The organism is Kibdelosporangium philippinense (assembly GCF_021390435.2).
Lineage (GTDB): Bacteria > Actinomycetota > Actinomycetes > Mycobacteriales > Pseudonocardiaceae > Kibdelosporangium > Kibdelosporangium philippinense.
Window position 1 is genome coordinate 154624 of the sequence record NZ_JAJVCN010000001.1, and the last position, 21059, is coordinate 175682.

Sequence of the window (21059 nt, forward strand, 5' to 3'; positions counted from 1 at the left end):
GGTGCCTCACAGGTGCTGGGAGTAGGTTTCGAACGGCGCGTCCGGCTCGCCGCTCGGTTCGAAGTGGTCGATGTTGGCTAGCGAGGGCTGCCATTCCGCACGCGGCCGCCATACCGCTTTCACGCGCATGCCCATCCGGACCTCCGAGGCTTCACAGCCGAGGATCAGGTGCTGGAACGCGATGTCGGCGCCGTCGAGCAGGACATACGCGGTCACGTAAGGCGGAGTGATGCGCTGACCGAGGAACGGCAGGTTGACGATGCAGAAGGTCGTGACGATGCCCCGGTCCGGCAGTTCGACTTCGTCCACTGTGGGCACTCCGTCGGTCGGGCACGCACCTCGCGGCGGGATGTAGACCTTCTGGCACGCGGGACATCGCTGGCCAAGCAGGCGTCCTTCTTGCAGACCGTTGAGGTACCGGGTCTCCTCGCGGGACGCGGTGTGCGTGTAAAGCAGGCGGACGGGTGTTGTCAGCATCGTGACCGGTTCACCTTGCGCTGCTTGGGTTTCCACTTCTTCACCGGGCTCGAAGCACGCGATGTCGTGCATGCTGCCGACAGGTTCGGCCGCCCAGCGCACCCGGACGCGCATGCCTGTCTGGATGTGCTCGGGGCCGGGAACGTCGACCGCGTGCAGCATGGCCGTGTCGGCGCCGTCGAGTTTGATCAAGGCCCACGCGAACGGCTTGTCCAGCGGCTGGCCTTCGTCGGGTTCGGGGACCCATGCCCACGTCTGGACGGTGCCCGCGTGCGCGACCTCGACCCACTCGGTGAGTCTGCGCGCGGTGATCGGGTCGAATTCGACCGGCGGCACGTGCACGCGGCCGTCGTCGCCCCGGATGCCCTCGATCCGCCGGTCACGCAGGCCGGTGATGAATCGGCCGAGAACCGGGCCGAGCGACCGGGTGTAGTCGAATTCGACGTTGAGCGGCGCGCTGAGCTGGGTCACGACAGAAAGTGAAACACGTTATCGCTGGACTGGCAAACATGCGTCACGCAAGGCCTTGTCTCGACTTGTAACACGTTCTAAGTTTGCGGTATGACCGCGATAGGGCTCTGGAACATCGCCGCTGACCTGCCCGATCATCCGGCCGTCGTCGACCCGGACGGTGCCGTGGTGACCTACCAAGAGCTGGCGGCGCGCGCCAACCGGTTCGGCCGCGGCTTCCAGGAACTGGGTCTGCAACCCGGCGACACGGTCGTGATGGCGCTGCCCAACTCGGCGGACCTGCTGGCGCTCTACTTCGCGGTGCTGCAGACCGGGCTGTACGTCGTGCCGGTGAACTGGCACTTGGTCGGGCCGGAGGTCGCGTACATCGTCGAGGACAGCGGGGCGAAGGTCTTCATCGCGCACGAACGGTTCGCCGAAATGGCGGCAGAAGCCGGAAACGCGGTCGACGCGAAGTTCGCAGTCGGTGACATTCCGGGCTTCCAGCCGTTGGACGCGCTGGGCGCGTCCGCCTCACCTGGCCGTCCCGAGGCGCGCACCGCGGGCGCGCCGATGGTCTACACCTCCGGGACAACCGGCCGCCCGAAAGGCGTGCGGCGGCCGTTGACCGGTGGGGATCCAGACGACGTGCCGCCCGCGTCGATGTGGTTCTTCGGGATCTTCGGCATCAAACCGTTCGACGAGCACGTGCACATCTGCGGATCACCGCTGTACCACACGGCAGTGCTGAACTTCGCGGGCATTTCGATCCAAATGGGACATACGGTCGTCCTGATGGAGAAGTGGGAGCCGGAAGAGATGCTCCGGCTGATTCAGGAGCACCGGGTGACCCACAGCCACATGGTGCCAACACAGTTCCATCGGCTGATGGCTTTGCCGGAGTCCACAAGGGCTCGTTACGACGTGTCGTCACTGCGTGTGATGATCCACGGCGCGGCGCCATGTCCTCTTGAGACAAAGCGCCGGATGCTCGACTGGTGGGGCCCGGTTGTCGTCGAGTACTACGCGGCGACTGAAGGCGGCGGGACTTCGATCACCGCCGAGGAATGGCTTCGGAAGCCGGGTTCGGTAGGCAAGGCGTGGCCGGGTTCAGTCGTGCGGGTGCTTGACGATCACGGCAACGACATGCCTGTCGGCGAACTAGGCTTGGTGTACATGAAGATGGGCGCGTCGACCTTCGAGTACCACAAGGACAAAGCGAAGACCTTGGCCTCGCGGGTCGGGGATCTGTTCACGCTCGGCGACGTCGGGCACCTGGACGAGGACGGGTATCTGTACCTGCACGACCGCAAGGCCGACATGATCATTTCCGGTGGTGTGAACATCTACCCGGCGGAGATCGAGGGTGAGCTGGCGGTTCACCCCAAGGTCGCCGACATCGCCGTCTTCGGCCTGCCGCACGCCGACTGGGGCGAGGAGATCAAGGCCGTCGTGCAGCCCGCTCCTGGCGTCGTAGCCGATGATTCGCTGACCGAGGAGCTGTTGGAGTACGCGAAGTCCCGGCTCGCCAAGTTCAAACTGCCACGCAGCATCGACTACATCGAGGAGATGCCGCGCGACCCGAACGGCAAGCTGTACAAACGAAAGCTGCGCGCGAACTACCTGTAAGACCCTCGTGAGTGGTTAGTCGGGTTAGAACACCGCTAACCACTCACGAGGGTTTACCTGCCCCGGAACTCGGGTGTGCGCTTCTCGGCGAAGGCTCGCGGGCCTTCCTTCGCGTCCTCGCTGCGGAATACGTCCATGCCAAGGCGGGCGTCGATCTTGAACGCGTCATTCTCCGCCATACCTTCGGTTTCCCGGATCGTGCGCAGGATCGCCTGTACGGCCAGCGGGCCGTTGGCGGCGATCAACGCGGCCAGTTCCAGCGCTTTGGCCAAAGCTTGGCCGTCCGGGACCACGTGACCGATCAAGCCGAACTGCAAAGCCTCCGCCGCGGTGATGTGACGGCCAGTCAGCAAAAGATCGCAGGCGACTGTATAAGGGATCTGGCGAGGTAACCGAACGGCGGAACCGCCCAGTGGGAACAGGCCCCAGCGTGGTTCGGAAACGCCGAAACGGGCGCCCTCCCCGGCTACCCGGATGTCGGTCGCTTGCAGGATCTCGGTCCCACCGGCGATCGCGGGCCCTTCGACAGCCGCGATCAAAGGTTTGGTCAGCCGACGTCCTTTCAACAACGGCTCGATTACTGAGAGATCCCAATCGGACGCGGTGTCACCCGGATGGCTCGACGTCATCGCTTTCAGATCCGCGCCCGCGCAGAACGCCCCGCCGGCGCCGGTCAGGATGCACGCCCGAATCGATTCATCGTTGTCCACCTGGTCCCAGGCCGAGCGCATGATCGCCATCATCTCCGCGGACAACGCGTTGCGTGCCTCCGGGCGGTTCATGGTCACGATGAGTACGTGCCCCTGCTGCTCTACCAGGCAGTCCATCGAGTTCCTTCCTGCACGGAACGGGGGATTGTTCGGAACAGTAACATGTTCTACTTTGGGTCGGTGACCTTTAACATCGCCGATCTCGTCGAGCACGCCGTTGATGTCGTGCCCGAGCGGGTCGCCGCGATCTGCGGCGATCGCCGGGTCACCTACTCCCAGTTGGAGGAGCGCGTCAACCGGCTCGCGCACTACCTGGCCGCGCAGGGCGTCGGCAAGGGTTCGCACGTGGGTGTGTACTCGCGAAATTCGATTCAGGCGGTCGAGACCATGCTCGCCGCGTACAAGCTTCGCGCCGTCGCGGTGAACGTCAACTACCGCTATGTGGCAAGCGAACTGCGGTACATCTTCGAGGACGCGGACCTGGTGGCACTGGTGCACGAGCGGTGTTACGCCGACAAGGTCGCGATGGCAAGAACCAACAAACTGGAACACGTTATTGTTGTTGATGATGACTCGGGGCTGGACTACGCCGGCTGCGAGTACGAACACGCGCTCAGCCAGGGCGGTCCCGAACGCGACTTCGCGCCGCGCAGTGCTGACGACACCTACATCCTCTACACCGGTGGCACCACGGGAAATCCCAAAGGTGTGGTGTGGCGGCATGAAGACGTGTGGCGCGTGCTCGGCGGCGGCATCGACTTCATGACCGGTGCCCGGGTCGAGGACGAATGGCACCAGGCCAATACCGGCCTGCAGTACAGCCTGATCCGGTTCCCGATCCCGCCGTTGATCCACGGCGCCACGCAATGGGCCGCGCTGCAGAGCTTCTTCTCCGGTGGCACAGTCGTTTTCGTTCCCCAGTTCGAGCCGCACGAGGTGTGGCGGACCATCGAGAAGCACAAGGCGCAGATCATCCTGATCACCGGCGACGCGATGGCCAGGCCAATGATCGAAGCGTTGCAGGAAGGTCAGTACGACACGTCCTCAGTGGTCGCGATCGCGAGCACGGCCGCGTTGTTCTCGCCGTCGGTCAAGGACCAGTACCTTGCCGCGCTGCCGAACGTGGTGATCACCGACTCGATCGGCTCGTCGGAGGCGGGGTTCTCCGGCCTCAGCATCGTCCAAAAGGGAGTCGAGCACCGCGGCGGGCCACGCGTCAAGATCGACGCGGACAACACCGTGATCGACGAGAACAACAACCCGGTGCCCCCAGGTGTCGTTGGCAGGCTCGCGCGCAGCGGCAACATCCCGTTGGGGTACTACAAGGACGAAGCCAAGACCAAGGCGCTGTTCACCGAGGTCAACGGAAAGCGTTACGTGGTGCCAGGCGACTTCGCGCGTGTCGAGGAAGACGGCACGGTCACGCTTTTGGGGCGTGGCAACATGTGCGTGAACTCCGGCGGCGAGAAGATCTTCCCAGAAGAGGTGGAAGGTGCCTTGAAGTCGCATCCGGACGTGTTCGACGCACTGGTGATCGGTGTCCCGGATGAACGGTTCGGCCAACGCGTCGCGGCTGTCGTGCAACCGCGTCCAGGCAAGACGCCGACATTGTCCTCATTGGATGCCCATGCTCGCAGCGAGATCGCTGGCTACAAGGTGCCGCGCAGCCTGTGGCTGGTTGACGAGGTCAAGCGGTCGCCAAGCGGAAAGCCCGACTATCGCTGGGCTTTGGCGCACGCGAGCGAGAACGAAGCCACTGAACACACGACGGTAGCGGTGAAATAGTGCACACACCACTGTGTGACACGCTGGGGATCGAGCATCCGATCGTCGGCTTCACACCGTCCGAACATGTGGCCGCCGCGATCAGCAGGGCAGGCGGCCTCGGTGTGCTCGGCTGCGTCCGGTTCAACGACGCAGCCGATCTCGCCAAGGTTCTCGACTGGATGGACGACAACACGGACGGCAAACCGTACGGCGTCGACATCGTGATGCCTGCCAAGGTCCCGACCGAGGGCGCGGCCATCGACCTGGACAAGCTGATCCCGCCAGGACACAAGGACTTCGTCGAACGGACATTGCAGCGGCTCGGTGTCCCGCCGCTCGCGGATGAAGGGCGTGCCGGAGTCCTTGGGTGGCTGCACTCGGTTGCTCGGTCGCATGTGGACGTCGCATTGGAACACCCGGTCAAGCTCATCGCCAACGCACTCGGGTCACCGCCCGCGGATGTCATTGCCCGAGCCCATGACCATGGTGTCCTGGTGGCTGCTTTGGCGGGGAAGGCTGAGCACGCTCGTAGCCATGTTGCCAATGGTGTTGATCTCGTTGTGGCGCAGGGTTATGAGGCTGGTGGACATACTGGTGAGATCGCGACTATGGTGCTCGTGCCGGAGATTGTTGATGCTGTTGACGTTCCCGTGCTCGCGGCTGGTGGGATCGGCAGTGGTCGGCAGGTCGCGGCTGCGTTGGCGCTGGGTGCCGATGGCGTGTGGATGGGTTCGTACTGGCTGACGACTGAGGAATACACGCAGTCGTTGGGCGAATCCGCCATGCAGGAGGCTTTGCTCGGCGCGAGTTCCAGCGACACCGTCCGAACACGGATCTATACGGGCAAACCGGCTCGTTTGTTGAAGACCAAGTGGACGGACGCATGGGCGTCGGATGACGCGCCCGAGCCGCTGCCGATGCCGCTGCAGAACTTGTTGGTCGCCGAGGCGCACAACCGGATTCATCGCGCGAACGACCCGGCCGTGGTTTCGATGCCTGTTGGTCAGATCGTCGGCCGCATGTCGGCAGTCCGGCCGGTGGCGGACGTCATGGCGACGTTGCTCAGTGAGACTGAGGAGACGTTGGGACGACTGAAGAATCTGTGACTTCCTCGCGCAGGATCCGCCAGCACAGGTAGAGGCAAATGCCAGCCGCGGGCGCTCCGCCCAGCAGCGTGACGGCGATGCCGAGCGGGATCACTTCTCCGGTCAAGTAAAGCGGCACTAGCACTGCCGTGCCGATCACGAACTTCGCCAGGAATATCGCCGTGCACACGTAATACCGACGATCGCGGGGCGAGTCACCGCGTACTTGCTCATCACCAACCCAATGACCGGCCATCGCACCAAAATGGACACCAGGAACACCACGCCGCCGCCTGCCTGCATCAGCACGGCAGTGAGGTAGAAGTCGACCGTCTGCCCAGACTTTCCGGCCAGCATCGAGGACACCCCGACCACGATCAACCCAATCGCGGGCTGCCAGATCTTACGGTCTGTACACAGCCGCACGACGGCGAACACGCGGCGCACTCGGCACACCGGATGCCGCCCTGCGCGCGGGAATGGTCAACGTCCAGATCCTGGGGCTAGCGGTCGCCAGATATATCGTCCACATCGAGCCGATCGCGTCGGCATCGGTTGACGAACTGGCCGCCATGTTCGGCCCGCTCGTGCAACAGTGTCTGACCGTTAAGCAGTGAGGCCATCAAAGACGATGGCGAGCATGCGTTCCTTCACCTCGGTCTCCAGACGCGCTTGGGATGTGGCGACCAGCAACGCGTAAACCTCAGGCAGTTCGACGTCGGCGCGGATGGACCCGGCTTCCTGTGCACGCTTCAGCAGAATGCCGACGGTCTCCCGGAGTTTCTGAGAGGACTGCGTGGCGTCGTCGCCGTTCCCGCCTGCGTCAAGCAAAGCTTCGCCGATGGCGATTTTTGACGTTGCGTCCGCGACGACCTGGGCGAAGAAATCGAGGAATGCTGGGCCTGGGTCGGCGGCGTCGAGCAATGCTTCGGCTTGTGCGCGTAGTCGGTCGAAGCGTCGGACGAGAACGGCTTCCAGCAGGATCGCTTTGGTGGGGAAGTGGCGGAACACCGTGGCGATGCCGACTCCGGCCAGGCGGGCCACTTCCTCCGTGGACGCGGACGCTCCGCCTGCGCCGAAGACTTCTTCGGCGGTGTCCAGGATTCGGTCACGGTTGATGCGTGCGTCGACCCTCATCGCTCCACCTGATTGACATCCGAAGTGAGGACTCCGTATATTTGCGGAGTCGGGACTCCGGATGTTAGCAGGGGGATCTCATGAGTCCACGCGAGGTGTTTTTGGCGCTCGTCAACGGTGTCGTCGAGGGGCGCTGGCGGGAACTGCCGGATCTCTATGCGGAACAGACTCACGTCGTGCATCCGTTTGATCCGCTTCGCGCACCCGCTCTGCGGACTCGGGACGAACTGCGCGAGCATTTCACGCCAACCGGCGCAGGTCCGGAGATCCGCCGAACGCCAGTCAACATCACCATTCACGAGACGACGGATCCTGAGGTCATCGTCGCTGAGTTCGAATACCGGGGCACCGTGAACGGTAAGCCGTTCACGCAGCCGGCGATCTTCGTGCTTCGCGTGCGCGACGGGCAGATCATCGAATCTCGGGATTACTTTGATCACATGTCTATTGCCTACAGTCGCGGTCAGCTCGAAACCCTTGTCGCAGCAATGAAAAAGTCGCTGCCCTGAAGGGCACGTTTGGCGGCCCGGTTGCCGCCATCGGAACCAATTTGCCACAAACTGTCACGAAATCGTGTGATCCGGCGACATACTCGGCAACACCCGGAGTCCCGAGGAGCCGCATGTCCAATCAGTACGGTCAACAACCCTACCCTGGAAACCACTCGCCGGTCCCTGGATTCGAGACACCACAGGAACAATACGGCTACCCCGCCGGGCAGCCGATGTACCCGCCGCCATACCCGATGGCCTATGGCCCGCAGCCCAACGGTAGACCGGGCTCGGTCACCGCTGCCGCGGTACTTGGGTTCGTCCAAGCTGGCATCACTTTGCTGACGACGGGCCTCTTGTTCGCTGCCCTGTTCGCTTCGACGTCTGAACAGGACTACTCCGCGCTCGTCTTCTGGTCGCTGGCGACCGCCCAACTCGTCGGCTTGCTGCTGCTGACCATTGGATCGGTGCAGCTGTTGTCCGGCAAGTCTCGCGTCCTTTACCTCTGCGGCGCCGCGCTCGAATTGGCGATCTGTGCCTTCTACCTGGTCATGGTCATCGGGGCGAGCGTGAACGCTGCTGCCTTGGTCAGCGACTACTACGCGCAGGGTTTCGCGGTGGGACTGTCGATCTTCCCGGTGTTCTTCGCGATCATGCCGATGGTCGGGCTGTTCCTGTCCGCTGGCTCGGGTACGGGCGACTACCTGCGGTCAAACGGGCGTTGACGCGAGCGCGGCGCCGATCTTGCGCAGCTGCGCGGTCGCGCCCCCGAGGGTGAACTCGTTTCGTTTGGCTGCAACGAAGTACCGGTGCAACGGGTGATCCGTATCGATTCCCATACCGCCGTGCACATGTACGGCGGTATGGGCGATCCGGTGCCCAGCGTCGGCCGCCCAGAACTTCGCGCTGGCGACCTCGGTCTCCGCGGGAAGTCCTTCGCTGACGCGCCAAGCCGCCTGCCATAAGGTCAGCCGGATCGCTTCAACGTCCACATAGGCGTCAGCGAGCCGTTGTGCCACTGCCTGGAACGATCCAATTGGACGGTCGAACTGCACCCGGGTGCGCGCATGCTCCGCGGTCAGTTCCAAAGCGCGTTCCGCCACGCCAAGCTGAAGCGCGCAAAGCCCGACTGTCATCCTGGTGACAAGCCAGTCGGCGACTTCAGCCCCGCCGAGCACACGCGAAGAATCCACGGCCACGTCAGCGAACTCGAGCAACGCTTCGCTGTCGCCGTCGACGATCCGCTGCCGCGTGATGGCCACTTCAGATGGTTTGACCACGAAAACCCTGACACCATCAGGAGTCGTGGCAGGCACGAGAATCAGGGACGCTATACCGCCTGTCGGGACACAGGACTTCATCCCCGACAACGTCCATCCGTCCGATGTGGGCGAAGCGAACACTTCGTCGTCCGACAAAGCCACCGTGTGAATGGCTTCGGGCGAGTCAAGCGAACCGAACTCGGCCAACGCCGAAGCGGCGACAATCGACGGCAGATAAGGGACTGGCGCGACCGCGCGGCCGAGCTCGATCAGGATGCTGCAGTGTTCGAGCAGGCCGAAGTCGGTCACTGACAGGATTCCCGAGCCTGCCAGCGCCTGCCACAGCGAGGCGTCGATCCGGTCGTCACCAGACTCGGCCGCTCGCAACCGCGCGTCGGTCAGGTCGGCCATGATCGAGCGGGTCAGCCCGGCGAGCTCGATCTGTGCCTCGGAGAACGAGAAATCCATCGGTGCGATGCCCTTTCAGCGTTTGGCCAGCGGCAGTTTCAGGCCGACGCCCGCGATGATGTCGCGCTGCACCTCGTTGGTGCCGCCGCCGAACGTCAGGATCAGCGCGCCCCGGTGCAGTCGCTCGATCCGCCCGCCGATCAGCTCACCCCGCGAGCCGGTGCGTACGTAAGCGTTGGTCCCGAGGACTTCCATGAGCAGCCGGTACGCCTCGGTCGCGAACTCGGTGCCGAAGATCTTGGTCGCCGACGCGTCCGCGGGCTTGGGCGAATGCTCGACGCCCCAAGCGATCCGCCAGTTCATCAGCTTGAGGAACTCGGCCTTCGCGTGCACCCGGGCCAGGTGCAGCTGGACCCATTCCTGATCGATCACGCGCCTGCCGTCGGGCAGTTTGGTGTTCTGCGCCCACTCGATGACGTCCCGCAGCGCGTTGCGGACCGGCGCGGACGACGTCAAAGCGACGCGCTCGTGGTTGAGCTGGTTGGTGATCAGCGGCCAGCCCTGGTTCTCCGTGCCGACCAGGTTGGTCACCGGAACGCGCACGTCCTGGTAGTACGTCGCACTGGTCATCACACCTGACACGGTGTGCACGGGCGTCCACGAGAAACCCGGCGTCTCCGTCGGCACGATGATCATCGACAGGCCCTTGTGCTTGGCCGCTTCCGGGTCGGTCCGGCACGCCAGCCACACGTAGTCCGCGTACTGGATCAGGCTTGTCCACATCTTCTGGCCGTTGATCAGGTAGTCGTCGCCGTCACGAACCGCGCGCGTCTTCAGCGACGCCAGGTCGGTGCCCGCCTCCGGCTCGGAATACCCGATCGCGAAATGGGTCTGGCCGCCCGAGATCCCCGGCAGGTACTTCGCCCGCTGTTCCGGCGTGCCGAACCGCATGATCGTCGGGCCGACGGTGTTGATCGTCAGGAACGGGACCGGCGCGCCCGCGATGGCCGCCTCATCGTTGAAGATCAGCTGGTCCATCGCGGACCGGTCCTGACCGCCGTACTCCGACGGCCAGCCGAGTGCCAGCCAGCCGTCCAGGCCCATCTGCCGGACGACCTCCTTGTACGCGGACCCGTCGCCGTATTCACCGCCGTCCGACGCGAGCGCCTGCCTGCGTTCGGGCGTCATCAGCGCCGAGAAGTACTCGCGCAGCTCGCGGCGCAGCTCTTCCTGCTCGGGCGTGTAGGTGATGCGCACCAGACGACCTCCCGGAGTGGAACGCGTTCTAGTTCACCATAGCCCGGCTAGCCCTTGGTGACCAAGTAGCTGAGGTGCGTCACGCCAGTTCCTTCGATGACAGAGACCGGACCTTGGAGTTTCACCGGTACGTTGGCGATGGCGCCGAAGAAGGGCGTTCCGCCGCCGAGAATGACTGGAACCAGATCCACTTCCAGCTCGTCCACGAGGCCGGCGTCCAGCGCCTGGCGGGTGATGGTGCCGCTGTTGAGGCCCACGTTCTTGTCACCGGCGATCTCCTTGGCCTTGGCCACGGCGGCCTCGATGCCCTCGGTGACGAAGACGAAGTGCTCCGAGTGCTGCTCCGGTGGGTTGTGCGTGAGGACGACAACCGGGCACTGCATCGGGTGCTCGCCGTCCCATCCGTTGGTCTGGTCGTACAGGAACCGGCCGACGACCAGCGCACCGGTCGCCTGGATCAGCTCAGTGAACCGGCTGGCGCTGACCTGGGACATCTTCAGGTCCAGCCGCGTGCCCTCGCCGCCGACAGGCATCGCGACATCGCCGTTGTTGTACCAGTCGAAGAGGTGCTCGAAGCCGCTCTGATCCGGCCCGGCGACGTATCCGTCGAGGGACATGCTCGCGCCTGCGACTACCTTGCCCATGTCGGTGCTCCTTGGTTCTGGTCCGTCCTTTGGTAGAACGTCGAACGGGAGCGGAACTCATCGACTGGCTGGCCGTCACTTTTTTCGGGGGATTTTCGTTAACAGGGCGAACCGGACGATCGTTCGATGTAGAACCTGTTACTGATCGTCGTAAGAGTCTCCTGGTCGACGGCCTTGTCACGTCTGAGAACCTATTCTAGTGTGAGCTGCGACGCAGCCATGCTCGGACAGGAGGCAGGGTGTGAGGCCGCTAGACGGGAAAGTCGCGGTAGTCACCGGTGCTGCCGCCGGTCTCGGCCGTGCTGAGGCTGTCGCGCTGGCCAAGGCCGGCGCCGACGTGGTGCTCGGCGACCTCGCCGAATCCGACGTACTCGCGGAGGTCGAGGAGCACGGCGGCAAAGCCGCGTTCGTGCCGGGCGATGTGTCCGAAAGGGACACCGCGGACGCGTTGACTCGGACAGCCATCGAACGCTTTGGTGGCCTGCACATCCTGGTCAACAACGCGGGCGTGCTCCGCGACCGGATGCTGTTCAGCATGTCCGACGAGGAATGGGATCTGGTCGTCAAGGTCCACCTGCGCGGGCATTTCCTGTTGTCCCGCAACGCTGCCGCGTACTGGCGTGAACAGTCCAAAGAGTCCGGTGAACCGGTGTACGCGCGGATCGTGAACACCTCGTCCGAGGCGTTCCTGATGGGTTCGGGCGGTCAGCCGAACTACGCCGCCGCCAAGGCCGGTATCACCGCGTTGACTTTGACCAGTGCCCGGTCACTGGCGAAGTACGGGGTCCGGGCGAACGCGATCTGCCCGCGCGCCCGGACCTCCATGACCGCCGACGTCTTCGGCGAAGCACCCGACGGCGACGACCCGCTGTCGCCCGATCACGTCGGCAGTTTCGTGGCCTACCTGGCCTCACCCGCGGCCGACAAGATCAACGGCCAGCTGTTCGTCGTGCACGGCGGGATGGTCGCGCTGATGGGCGCGCCGACCGTGGAGCAGACCTTCACCAGTTTCGACGACCTGACAACGACTTTCCAAGCGCGTGATCCCAAGAAGACGTTCGCGTGTATGGAAACAATGTCACTGTCCTAGAAGGGAAGTCATGACGCTCAGTATGCTCGCGCATCGCGACGACGTGGGCCTCAAGGACGGATTGCTGCTGATCGGCGGACAGTGGCGGGCCAGCAGCGACGGCGCCACGTGGACACACAAGCACCCGGCGACCCACGAGGACATCGGCTCGTTCCCGATCGCCAGCGCCGAAGACGTCGATGCTGCCGTGAAGGCCGCCCGGCAGGCCTTCGACGAAGGGCCGTGGCCGCGGGCCACAGTCAGCGAACGGGTCCGCGTCCTGCACAAGTTCAGCGCCTTGCTGCGGGAGAACAACGACGACCTGCTTTCCCGGCTGGCGCTGGACAACGGCGTGCCCAAGACGTTCGGCAACATCTACGCGGCCAGCGTTGGGGTGGCCGCGGACGTGTTCGACCACCACGCGGGCTGGATCGACAAGGCTGGCGGCGAGACGTTCCCCGGCTACCAGGGCGGCGACAAACTCGCCGTGACCTTCCGTGAACCCGTCGGTGTGGTGGCAGCGATCCTGCCGTGGAACGCACCTTTCCTGTTGTTCGCCCAGAAGCTCGGCCCTGCGCTGGCCGCTGGATGCACGGTCGTGCTCAAACCGTCCGAATACGCGAGCTTTTCCGTGCTCAGGATGGTTGAGCTGCTCCTGGAAGCCGGGCTGCCCGAGGGCGTGGTGAACGTCGTGACCGGCCCCGGCGACCCGACCGGCGAAGCACTGATCACGCACCCGCTCGTCGACAAGATCAGTTTCACGGGTAGCCGCGCGGTCGGCAAGCGAATCGTCGAAGCATCGGCCGGAACGCTGAAGCGCGTCTCAATGGAACTCGGCGGCAAGAGCCCGGCGATCGTGTTCCCGGAAGCCGAAGTCGCGCTGGCGGCGGCGACCGCGATGGGCATGGTCACGATGGGACTGTCCGGACAGGCCTGCATCGCGCAGAGCCGAGCGCTTGTTCACCGTGACGTCTACGACGAGTTCCTCGCTGTGGCACAAGGCGTTGCTGGATACATGACCTACGGCGATCCGTTCGAGCCAAGCGTGCTCGCCAGCCCGTTGATCAACGAACGCCAGCTCGACCGAGTCCTCGGCTACATCCAAAAAGGACAAGAGGAAGGTGCCCGACTTGTCCAAGGTGGAACCCGGCTCGACGGCGACTACAGCAACGGAAACTTCGTGGCGCCCGCCTTGTTCGCGGACGTCGAGAACACGATGACCATCGCGCAGGAAGAGATCTTCGGCCCGGTACTCGCGGTCGTACCTTTCTCCGATGAGGACGAAGCGATCAAGCTGGCCAACGACACCGAATACGGCCTTGGCGCCGGTGTGTACACAAAGGATGTCCGGCAGGCGTTCCGCGTGGCCAAGCGGTTGCGCGCGGGATCGATCGGCATCAACGGCTTCCAAGTCGAGCCGCATCTTCCGTTCGGCGGGTACCGGCAGTCCGGGATCGGCAGGGAAGGCGGACGGTCGGCCTACGAGGCGTACACCGAACTGAAATCCGTGATGATGCCGCTGACCGAGGCGATGATGTGATGACGCGCTTGAACGGGAAGGTCGCACTCATCACCGGCGCCGCGCGAGGACAGGGCGCGGCGGCAGCCAGGCGGTTCGTCGAGGAAGGCGCCCGCGTGACGATCGCGGACATCCTTGACGAACAGGGCAAGGAACTCGCCGCCGAACTCGGTGACGCGGCGGTGTACCAGCACCTCGACGTGACGTCCGAAGAGGACTGGACGGCCGCGGTCGAACGGACGCTGACCGAGTTCGGCTCGTTGAACGTGCTGGTGAACAACGCTGGAATCGTCCACGTGAAGTCCATCGTCGATACCTCGCTCGCCGAATACGAGCGGGTGATCAAGGTCAACCAGGTCGGCACGTTCCTCGGCATGCGGGCGGTGATCCCGGCGCTGACCGAAGCCAAGGGCGGCTCGATCATCAACGTGTCGTCGGTGGAAGGCCTCGGCGGCATGGCGTTCCTGATGGCGTACACCGCGAGCAAGTTCGCCGTCCGCGGGATGACCAAGGCGGCCGCGATGGAACTCGGCCACCTGAATATACGAGTTAACTCGATTCACCCAGGAGTGATCGACACCCAGATGGTCCGCGACGCGGCCGGTGGCGCCGAAGTGGACATGAAACGAGTGGGCAAGCGCGTGGCCCTGCGCCGGTGCGGGCAACCCGAGGAAATCGCCAACCTGCAAGTTTTCCTCGCCAGCGACGAAAGTTCGTACTCCACTGGAGCGGAATTCGTCGCGGACGGTGGCGCGACCGCCACACACTCTCTACTTTGAACGTCCTATGACTCCCACCACCAAGAGGTCCAAGACACCTGGCGTGGCCGCGCTGCGCCAGGTGGGGCGGATCTCGACGCTCGCTTGGGAAGTGCTGCGGGCGATCCCCAGACGCCCGTTCCAGTTCCGCGAGTTCATCCAGCAATGCTGGTTCTTCGCGAGCGTCACGATTCTGCCGACGGCGCTGGTCGCGATTCCGTTCGGTGCGGTGATCGCGCTACAGCTCGGTTCCTTGACCCAGCAGATCGGCGCGCAGTCGTTCACCGGCGCCGCGAGCGCGCTGGCGATTGTTCAGCAGGCAAGTCCGCTGATCACAGCGCTTCTCGTGGCTGGCGCGGGTGGATCGGCGGTGTGCGCGGATATCGGCGCCCGCAAGATCCGTGAAGAGATCGACGCGATGGAAGTGCTCGGCGTGTCGCCGATCCAGCGGCTCATCGTGCCGCGCGTGCTGGCCGCGATGGTGGTGGCCGTTTTGCTCAACGGCCTGGTCAGCGTGGTCGGCACGATGGGCGGCTACTTCTTCAACGTGATCATGCAAGGCGGCACGCCCGGTGCGTATCTGGCGAGTTTCAACGCACTGGCGCAACTTCCGGACCTGTGGATCAGCGAGATCAAGGCGCTGTTGTACGGTTTCGTCGCCGGGGTCGTCGCGGCATACCGTGGCCTCAACCCCGCGGCCGGGCCGAAAGGTGTCGGTGACGCGGTCAACCAGGCCGTGGTGATCACGTTCCTGCTGCTGTTCCTGATCAACGTCGTGCTGACCGGGATCTACCTGCGGATCGTGCCGTCGAAGGGCTTGTAGATGACGGCCGTGGAACCCCGGGACCAGGAGCCGAGGTCGGCGATCTTGGACCTCGCGGCGCGCCCGTTCACCGGCCTCGAACATCTCGGCAGGCAGTTGTCCTTCTACGCCAGGGCATTGGCGTGGGCGCCGCGCACAATCCGCCGATACTCCAGAGAGGTCATGCGCCTGCTGACCGAGGTCAGCTTCGGCACTGGTGCGCTCGCGGTCATTGGCGGCACGCTCGGCGTGATGATCGGGATGACGCTGTTCACCGGCACGATCGTGGGCCTGCAAGGCTATTCTTCCCTCAACCAACTGGGAACCGGCGCGCTGACCGGGTTCCTGTCGGCGTACTTCAACACCCGTGAGGTGGCTCCGCTTTCCGCTGGGCTGGCGCTCTCGGCGACTGTCGGTTGTGGATTCACCGCGCAGCTTGGGGCGATGCGGATCTCCGAGGAGATCGACGCTTTGGAGACGATGGCCGTGCCGAGCATGCCCTATTTGGTCACAACCCGAGTCCTCGCCGGGATCGCGGCCGTGATCCCGTTGTACGCCGTGGGTCTGCTGTCCTCCTATTTGGCCTCACGGGCCGTCACTGTCTACTTTTACGGCCAGTCTGCGGGCACGTACGACCACTACTTCCACCTGTTCCTGCCGCCCGAGGACGTGCTCTGGTCGTTCCTCAAGGTGATCGTGTTCAGCGTGGTCGTGATCCTGACGCATTGCTACTACGGCTACACGGCTTCCGGCGGACCGGCAGGCGTTGGCGTGGCGGTCGGCCGCGCGGTGCGGGCGGCGATCGTGATGCTGTCCATCTTGGACTTCTTTCTCAGCCTGGCGATCTGGGGTTCGTCCACGACCGTACGGATAGCCGGATGATAGGCCGGATCAAGTACCACGTGCTGGGACTGGTGTTCCTGGTGATCATCGCGCTGTTCCTGGCGTTGACGATCGCCGGGTACCGCAAGGTGTTCACGCCGGTGGTGATGGTCAGCCTGCAGACCGACACCGTCGGCAACCAGATGCGCGCCGGTGCGGACGTGAAGGTCCGCGGGATGATCGTCGGCGAGGTGCGGTCGATCCGTGCGATGGGCGACCACGCGGTGCTGGATCTGGCGCTGCAGCCGGACAAGGTCGACGTGATCCCGGCGAACGTGTCCGCGCGGCTGTTGCCCAAGACCTTGTTCGGTGAACGGTACGTGGCGTTGCAGGTGCCGCAACGGCCCGAGAGCAAGCGTTTGCTCGAAGGCTCGGTGATCCCGCAGGACCGCAGCTCATCGGCGATCGAGCTGGAACGCGTGCTGAACAACGTGATGCCGGTCCTGCAAGCCGTCCAGCCGGAAAAACTGGCGATGACGCTGAACTCCATCGCCACCGCGCTGCAGGGCCGAGGCAAGCAACTGGGCGAGACGTTGGTACAGCTCAACGACTACCTCAAGCAGATAAACCCGGCGCTGCCCGACCTGACCGCGGACATCCAACTGCTTGCTTCGGTCGCGGAGACGACCAACGAAGCCGCGCCGGACCTGCTGCAGGCACTGTCCGATCTGACGACCACGACCAAGACCATTGTGGAGGAACAGGCGAACCTGCAGCACCTGTTCGGCTCGTTGACCAACGCCTCGATCGATCTTGGGAACTTCATTCAGGTCAACAAGAACAACCTGATCAACCTCGTGGTCACGTCGAAACCGACGCTGGACGTCCTTGCCAAGTACGCGCCCGAGTATCCGTGCATGCTCGAGCAGATCGCCGACCGTGTCCCCGCTGCGGAAGCGGCGTTCGGCAAGGGACAGGCACACCCGAACATGATGCGGGTGACGTTGGAGTTCACCGGAAACCGCGGCAAGTATCTGCCCGGTGTGGACATTCCGAGGTTCGACGACAAACGCGGACCTCGTTGCTACGAGCAGGTCAAGCTGCCCGCGGTGTTCCCGCAGTACCCGCCGGGTGGGCCGATCAAGGACGGTTCGGTGAAACCGCCGCCGCCCCGCAACACCGGCGCGACCTCGATCATCCCCGGCTCGACTTCACCGCAAGCCGCGGGCGTGGAGAACACCAAGTCGGAGCTGGAACTGGTGTCGCTGTTACTGGCGCCGAAGCTGGGTGTTCGGCCGGACGAAGTGCCGAGATGGACCAGTTTCCTGGTGGCGCCGGTGTATCGCGGGGCGGAGGTGACTGTCGAATGAGGAGTGTCACCGGCCCGATCATCAAGATGGTCGTATTCGCGGTTGTCACGGTCACGCTGACGGCGTTGCTCGGTGCGACCATCGCGAACAGCAACTTCGGCGAGACGTCCGCATACCGTGCGAGGTTTGTCGACGCGTCCGGCCTGAAGATCGGCGATGACGTGCGCATTCTCGGCGTGAAAGTGGGGACGGTCGAGTCGCTTTCGGTCGTCGAGGACAAGTACGCCGAGGTCCTGTTCGACATCGACGCGGGTCGTCGACTGCCCGCATCGGCAACCGCGACGGTGAAGTACCGCAACCTTGTCGGGCAGCGGTACCTGTCGTTGGGGACAGGCGCGGGCAGTTCCCAGTTGCTCGAACCCGGCGGAACGATCCCGATCGAGCGCACGAAACCGGCGCTGAACCTGACTGTGCTGTTCAATGGGTTCCGGCCGTTGTTCCAGGCGTTGAGCCCGGCGGATGTGAACAAGCTGGCGTTCGAGATCATCCAGGTGCTGCAGGGCGAGGGCGGCACGGTCGACGGCATTCTTCGGCACACCGCGACGTTGACGTCCACGATCGCGGGCCGTGACAAGATGATCGGCGAACTCGTCAACAACCTCAACACCGTCCTGACCACCGTGAACGATCGGACCGACCAGGTATCGGACCTGATTCTGAGTCTGCAGCAGTTGGTGTCCGGCCTGTCGGGTGACCGCCAGCCGATTGGTGAAGCCATCTCAGCGCTCGGATCGTTGACCGATACCACCTCGGGCCTGTTGCAGCAGGCCAGACCAGCTTTGAAGCAGGACATCGGGTTGCTTGGCACGCTGTCCGAGACCTTGAACAAGCAGGAACCGTTGTTGGACGGGATGCTCAAGGGTTTGGAGAATCGCGCCGATACGTTCACTCGTGCCGTCAGTTATGGCAGTTGGCTGAATTTCTACCTGTGCCGTATGTCCGGGACGGTCGGGATCTCGGCGTTGAACCTGCAGATGTCCTTGCTTCCGGTGCCGACGACCGAGATGCCGGAGAGGTGCGGCCCGTGAAGCCTCTCAAGGAACGCAATCAGGCCGTGGTTGGTGCGTCCACATTGGCCATTCTGGTGCTGTCCACCCTGGCCGTGTTCTTTTCGGACGATCTGCCGATCATTGGTACAGGCACACACTATTCGGCGTACTTCAGCGAGGCCGCGGGTTTGGCGGACGGCAACGAGGTCCAGATCGCGGGTGTGAAGGTCGGCGAAGTGTCCACAGTGGCGTTGGCCGGGAACCAGGTGCGGGTCAAGTTCAAGGTCCGCGATGTCCGTCTCGGCGACCAGACCAAGGCAGCCGTCGGTATCAAGACCTTGCTCGGCGAGAAATACCTCGCGTTGGAACCTGGCGGCACAGGCGCGCAGGACCCCAGCTCGCCGATTCCGCGTAGCCGTACGACCACGCCTTACGACGTGAACGCGGCGCTCGGCGACTTGAGCAGCACAGTGAACAACTTGGACACCGCTAAGCTGGCGGAGAGTTTCAAGGTTGTCGCGGACACGTTCAAGGACACGCCCGAGCACATGCGTGGCGCCCTCGAAGGCCTTTCTGCCCTGTCGAAGACGATCTCCAGCCGGGATAAGGCACTTGCCGAGTTGCTCGGCAACACCAGCCAGGTATCCAAGACCTTGGCCAGCCGTAACGACCAGATCATCAAGCTGATCAACGACGGTAACCTGCTGCTCGCCGAGATCCAGCGCCGCAAGGATGCGATCACCCAGCTGCTCAAGGGAACTCGGGACCTCGCAGCCGAGCTGCGTGGCCTGGTCAAAGACAATTGGGCGCAGCTCAAACCCACTTTGCAGCAACTGGAGAAGGTGACTTCGCTGCTGCAGCGAAACCAGGACAACCTCAGCCGCGGCCTGGCCGCGCTCGCGCCGTTCGTCCGGATCTCGACCAACACGACCGGCAACGGACGCTGGTTCGAGGGCTATCTCTGCGGGTTGCTGCCGCCGTACATCAATCTCGGACCAGGCAAGACGAACGGGTTGACGATCAACCCGGACGGCTGCCTGCCGCCGATCTCATCGTCCGGAGGCGGCCGATGACCTTCCGGACCCAACGCGAGCTCAGCGCGGCCAGGATGGTCGCGACGTTGTGCGTGCTCGGCCTGATTTTGGCGGGCGGCTTGTGGTGGCTACTCAGGACTCCAGCCGGAATGCGTGTGACGGCTTACTTCGACAAGACCGTGGGTGTCTACTCAGGATCCGCGGTCCGCATTCTCGGTGTTCCTGTCGGTGAGATCGTCGACGTCCAGCCCGTGGGCTCGGAGGTCAAGGTCGACATGGTCCTTGACTCTGGAATCCAGGTTCCTGCGCAGGCAAAGGCTTTTATTGTCGCGCCTTCGTTGGTCAGCGACCGGTACGTCCAGCTGACTCCCGCCTACACCGACGGGCCGGTCATGGCTTCCGGCGCCGTGATCTCGCGGGCAGACACGGCATCACCCGTCGAACTCGACGACCTGTACAACAGCGTGAACAAGCTAACCACAGACCTCGGCCCCAACGGCGCCAACAAGGATGGTTCCGTATCGGAGCTATTGGACACTCTGGCCGGAACCTTGAAAGGTAACGGCCAGAACCTCAACGACACGGTCAAGCAGCTCGCCGCGGCCGCGGACACGTTGTCAGGTTCCCGGGAAGACCTGTTCGCCACTGTGGACAGTCTCGGCAAGTTCACCGAGGCCCTTGCCAACAGTGACAAAGCTGTGCACGACTTCTACGGACGACTCGCCGATGTCAGCACGTTCCTCGCGGACGACCGTGAGGAAGTCGCCGAGGCCCTGAGCTCATTGGCCGTGGCTTTGGGCGATGTCAAGGACTTCGTGGCGGAGAACAAGGACCTCCTGGCGTCCAATGTGGAGAAGCTGACCGGCGTGACCAAGGCCTTGGTCGACCAGCGGGCGGCGATCGCCGAGATCCTCGACGTCGCACCGGTCGGCGCCTCGAACCTGATCAACTCCTACGACGCCGCATCCGGCACGATCGGAGTCCGCGCGGACCTCAACGAGTTCACCCACCCGCCAATCCTGATGGTCTGCCGCCTGATCGAACAAGGCGCGCCCAAAGCAGTCCCCGCGACATTGACCGACATCTGCAAAAAACTGGCGCCAGTCCTCGACGGCACCCTGAAGCTCCCCTCGGTAGCCGAAACCCTAACCGCCCTGCAAAACGGCACATTGCCCCCGCTGCCAGTACCCCTCCTGGAGGTGCTGCGCCGATGACCCACGCCGTGTCCACCGTTCCAGCACACTGTGTCCACCATTCCCGAAGGCCGTGTCCACCGTTCCGGCACACCGAAATGCACGTTGCCCAGCCCTGCCGGGAATTTCACTGTGCGGCAAAGTGCATCTCACTGTGTCGGAATGGTGGACACACTCGCAAGCAAC

Annotated in this window: 22 protein-coding genes; 15 read left to right on the forward strand and 7 right to left on the reverse strand. The window is 63.9% G+C overall.

Going from position 1 to position 21059, the window contains the following annotated elements:
* Window positions 1–6 precede the first annotated feature (6 nt).
* Window positions 7–948, reverse strand: a complete 942-nt coding sequence (locus LWC34_RS00750) for a Zn-ribbon domain-containing OB-fold protein (protein ID WP_233722443.1) — start codon at window positions 946–948, stop codon at window positions 7–9.
* A gap of 90 nt (window positions 949–1038) precedes the next feature.
* Here LWC34_RS00750 and LWC34_RS00755 point away from each other — a divergent pair, with 90 nt between their 5' ends.
* Window positions 1039–2556: an acyl-CoA synthetase gene (locus LWC34_RS00755; protein WP_233722444.1), complete on the forward strand. Its 1518-nt coding sequence runs from the start codon at window positions 1039–1041 to the stop codon at window positions 2554–2556.
* Window positions 2557–2609: 53 nt separating this feature from the next.
* Here the strand turns inward: LWC34_RS00755 and LWC34_RS00760 are convergent, their stop codons facing one another.
* Window positions 2610–3383 (reverse strand): crotonase/enoyl-CoA hydratase family protein, encoded by a 774-nt coding sequence (locus LWC34_RS00760; protein WP_233722445.1) that lies wholly within the window; start codon window positions 3381–3383, stop codon window positions 2610–2612.
* Window positions 3384–3446: 63 nt separating this feature from the next.
* On the opposite strand from LWC34_RS00760, the gene LWC34_RS00765 reads away from it, so the two are divergent.
* Both LWC34_RS00765 and LWC34_RS00770 read left to right on the forward strand, forming a co-directional pair.
* Window positions 3447–5051 carry an acyl-CoA synthetase gene (locus LWC34_RS00765; protein ID WP_233722446.1) on the forward strand — a complete coding sequence of 535 codons (1605 nt, stop codon included), beginning with the start codon at window positions 3447–3449 and terminating at the stop codon, window positions 5049–5051.
* A complete protein-coding gene (locus LWC34_RS00770) occupies window positions 5051–6139 on the forward strand; it encodes an NAD(P)H-dependent flavin oxidoreductase (protein WP_233722447.1) in 1089 nt (362 codons plus the stop codon). The genes LWC34_RS00765 and LWC34_RS00770 overlap by 1 nt, the downstream gene beginning before the upstream one ends.
* A gap of 135 nt (window positions 6140–6274) precedes the next feature.
* On the opposite strand, the gene LWC34_RS00775 is transcribed toward LWC34_RS00770, so the two are convergent.
* Window positions 6275–6565 carry a DUF3159 domain-containing protein gene (locus LWC34_RS00775; protein WP_233722448.1) on the reverse strand — a complete coding sequence of 97 codons (291 nt, stop codon included), beginning with the start codon at window positions 6563–6565 and terminating at the stop codon, window positions 6275–6277.
* Between the two features lie 32 nt (window positions 6566–6597).
* Between LWC34_RS00775 and LWC34_RS00780 the strand changes: the two genes are divergently transcribed.
* Window positions 6598–6735 (forward strand): TetR/AcrR family transcriptional regulator, encoded by a 138-nt coding sequence (locus tag LWC34_RS00780; RefSeq protein WP_233722449.1) that lies wholly within the window; start codon window positions 6598–6600, stop codon window positions 6733–6735.
* Here the strand turns inward: LWC34_RS00780 and LWC34_RS00785 are convergent.
* Window positions 6725–7255, reverse strand: a complete 531-nt coding sequence (locus tag LWC34_RS00785; protein WP_233722450.1) for a TetR/AcrR family transcriptional regulator — start codon at window positions 7253–7255, stop codon at window positions 6725–6727. The two genes, LWC34_RS00780 and LWC34_RS00785, sit on opposite strands and share 11 nt — an antisense overlap.
* An 80-nt stretch (window positions 7256–7335) precedes the next feature.
* Here LWC34_RS00785 and LWC34_RS00790 point away from each other — a divergent pair, with 80 nt between their 5' ends.
* Complete coding sequence (locus LWC34_RS00790) at window positions 7336–7764, forward strand: nuclear transport factor 2 family protein (RefSeq protein WP_233722451.1); 429 nt, start codon at window positions 7336–7338, stop codon at window positions 7762–7764.
* Window positions 7765–7877: 113 nt separating this feature from the next.
* A complete protein-coding gene (locus LWC34_RS00795) occupies window positions 7878–8471 on the forward strand; it encodes a hypothetical protein (protein WP_233722452.1) in 594 nt (197 codons plus the stop codon).
* Here the strand turns inward: LWC34_RS00795 and LWC34_RS00800 are convergent.
* From LWC34_RS00800 to LWC34_RS00810, 3 genes are read right to left on the reverse strand one after another with little or no spacing between them, the layout of a single operon-like run.
* Entirely contained in the window at window positions 8457–9476 is a 1020-nt protein-coding gene (locus LWC34_RS00800; protein WP_233722453.1) for an acyl-CoA dehydrogenase family protein, read from the reverse strand. The two genes, LWC34_RS00795 and LWC34_RS00800, sit on opposite strands and share 15 nt — an antisense overlap.
* A gap of 15 nt (window positions 9477–9491) precedes the next feature.
* Window positions 9492–10673: an acyl-CoA dehydrogenase family protein gene (locus LWC34_RS00805; RefSeq protein WP_233722454.1), complete on the reverse strand. Its 1182-nt coding sequence runs from the start codon at window positions 10671–10673 to the stop codon at window positions 9492–9494.
* 47 nt (window positions 10674–10720) lie between these two features.
* Entirely contained in the window at window positions 10721–11317 is a 597-nt protein-coding gene (locus LWC34_RS00810) for a dihydrofolate reductase family protein (RefSeq protein WP_233722455.1), read from the reverse strand.
* 241 nt (window positions 11318–11558) lie between these two features.
* On the opposite strand from LWC34_RS00810, the gene LWC34_RS00815 reads away from it, so the two are divergent.
* The 9 genes from LWC34_RS00815 to LWC34_RS00855 are packed head-to-tail and all read left to right on the forward strand — an operon-like array spanning window position 11559 to window position 20894.
* A complete protein-coding gene (locus tag LWC34_RS00815; RefSeq protein ID WP_233722456.1) occupies window positions 11559–12407 on the forward strand; it encodes a 3-oxoacyl-ACP reductase in 849 nt (282 codons plus the stop codon).
* A 10-nt stretch (window positions 12408–12417) separates the two neighbouring features.
* Window positions 12418–13926 carry an aldehyde dehydrogenase family protein gene (locus tag LWC34_RS00820; protein WP_233722457.1) on the forward strand — a complete coding sequence of 503 codons (1509 nt, stop codon included), beginning with the start codon at window positions 12418–12420 and terminating at the stop codon, window positions 13924–13926.
* Window positions 13926–14684, forward strand: coding sequence for a glucose 1-dehydrogenase (locus LWC34_RS00825; protein WP_233722458.1), 759 nt, complete (start codon window positions 13926–13928; stop codon window positions 14682–14684). Before LWC34_RS00820 ends, LWC34_RS00825 begins: the two co-directional genes overlap by 1 nt.
* Before the next feature lie 7 nt (window positions 14685–14691).
* Entirely contained in the window at window positions 14692–15486 is a 795-nt protein-coding gene (locus LWC34_RS00830; protein WP_233722459.1) for an MlaE family ABC transporter permease, read from the forward strand.
* Window positions 15487–16347 (forward strand): MlaE family ABC transporter permease, encoded by an 861-nt coding sequence (locus LWC34_RS00835; RefSeq protein ID WP_233722460.1) that lies wholly within the window; start codon window positions 15487–15489, stop codon window positions 16345–16347.
* Window positions 16344–17657 (forward strand): MCE family protein, encoded by a 1314-nt coding sequence (locus LWC34_RS00840; protein WP_233722461.1) that lies wholly within the window; start codon window positions 16344–16346, stop codon window positions 17655–17657. Before LWC34_RS00835 ends, LWC34_RS00840 begins: the two co-directional genes overlap by 4 nt.
* Window positions 17654–18685: an MCE family protein gene (locus LWC34_RS00845; RefSeq protein ID WP_233722462.1), complete on the forward strand. Its 1032-nt coding sequence runs from the start codon at window positions 17654–17656 to the stop codon at window positions 18683–18685. The genes LWC34_RS00840 and LWC34_RS00845 overlap by 4 nt, the downstream gene beginning before the upstream one ends.
* Complete coding sequence (locus LWC34_RS00850) at window positions 18682–19719, forward strand: MCE family protein (RefSeq protein ID WP_233722463.1); 1038 nt, start codon at window positions 18682–18684, stop codon at window positions 19717–19719. Before LWC34_RS00845 ends, LWC34_RS00850 begins: the two co-directional genes overlap by 4 nt.
* Window positions 19716–20894 (forward strand): MCE family protein, encoded by a 1179-nt coding sequence (locus LWC34_RS00855; RefSeq protein WP_233722464.1) that lies wholly within the window; start codon window positions 19716–19718, stop codon window positions 20892–20894. The genes LWC34_RS00850 and LWC34_RS00855 overlap by 4 nt, the downstream gene beginning before the upstream one ends.
* The last annotated feature ends 165 nt before the right edge of the window (window positions 20895–21059 follow it).

Bases quoted from the DNA above. Each gene is read 5' to 3' on its own strand.
- LWC34_RS00755 (WP_233722444.1), top strand. From the start codon at position 1,039: ATGACCGCGATAGGGCTCTGGAACATCGCCGCTGACCTGCCCGATCAT.
- LWC34_RS00760 (WP_233722445.1), bottom strand. From the start codon at position 3,383: ATGGACTGCCTGGTAGAGCAGCAGGGGCACGTACTCATCGTGACCATG.
- LWC34_RS00780 (WP_233722449.1), top strand. From the start codon at position 6,598: ATGGTCAACGTCCAGATCCTGGGGCTAGCGGTCGCCAGATATATCGTC.
- LWC34_RS00785 (WP_233722450.1), bottom strand. From the start codon at position 7,255: ATGAGGGTCGACGCACGCATCAACCGTGACCGAATCCTGGACACCGCC.
- LWC34_RS00790 (WP_233722451.1), top strand. From the start codon at position 7,336: ATGAGTCCACGCGAGGTGTTTTTGGCGCTCGTCAACGGTGTCGTCGAG.
- LWC34_RS00795 (WP_233722452.1), top strand. From the start codon at position 7,878: ATGTCCAATCAGTACGGTCAACAACCCTACCCTGGAAACCACTCGCCG.
- LWC34_RS00800 (WP_233722453.1), bottom strand. From the start codon at position 9,476: ATGGATTTCTCGTTCTCCGAGGCACAGATCGAGCTCGCCGGGCTGACC.
- LWC34_RS00810 (WP_233722455.1), bottom strand. From the start codon at position 11,317: ATGGGCAAGGTAGTCGCAGGCGCGAGCATGTCCCTCGACGGATACGTC.
- LWC34_RS00820 (WP_233722457.1), top strand. From the start codon at position 12,418: ATGACGCTCAGTATGCTCGCGCATCGCGACGACGTGGGCCTCAAGGAC.
- LWC34_RS00825 (WP_233722458.1), top strand. From the start codon at position 13,926: ATGACGCGCTTGAACGGGAAGGTCGCACTCATCACCGGCGCCGCGCGA.
- LWC34_RS00830 (WP_233722459.1), top strand. From the start codon at position 14,692: ATGACTCCCACCACCAAGAGGTCCAAGACACCTGGCGTGGCCGCGCTG.
- LWC34_RS00835 (WP_233722460.1), top strand. From the start codon at position 15,487: ATGACGGCCGTGGAACCCCGGGACCAGGAGCCGAGGTCGGCGATCTTG.
- LWC34_RS00840 (WP_233722461.1), top strand. From the start codon at position 16,344: ATGATAGGCCGGATCAAGTACCACGTGCTGGGACTGGTGTTCCTGGTG.
- LWC34_RS00845 (WP_233722462.1), top strand. From the start codon at position 17,654: ATGAGGAGTGTCACCGGCCCGATCATCAAGATGGTCGTATTCGCGGTT.
- LWC34_RS00855 (WP_233722464.1), top strand. From the start codon at position 19,716: ATGACCTTCCGGACCCAACGCGAGCTCAGCGCGGCCAGGATGGTCGCG.